1 pseudogene is annotated in these 214 nt (G+C 70.6%); it reads left to right on the top strand.

Annotation, left to right across the window (positions count from 1 at the left end):
- Positions 1-214 (top strand): annotated as a pseudogene (locus OO52_RS45925) (transcriptional regulator); the annotation flags it as partial.

Genomic DNA, 214 nt, shown 5'->3' with positions numbered 1-214 from the left:
TGGAAGCCGCGGCCGACCCCGACGACCCCGAACTCGCCCGCCTCGTCGGCGAACTCTCCCTCCACGACACCGACTTCCGCACCTGGTGGGCCGAACACCGCGTCAGCACGACCGGCTACGGCACCAAGCACTACCACCACCCCCTCGTCGGCGACCTCACCCTCGACTGCGACACCTGGACCGCCCCCGACGGCTCCGGACAACGCCTGATCCT

The sequence above is a fragment of the Streptomyces flaveolus genome, from assembly GCF_000716535.1.
Classification (GTDB): Bacteria; Actinomycetota; Actinomycetes; order Streptomycetales; family Streptomycetaceae; genus Streptomyces; species Streptomyces flaveolus_A.
Note: the sequence above shows the minus strand (reverse complement) of the source record. Positions and strands in the feature narration are given on the sequence as shown.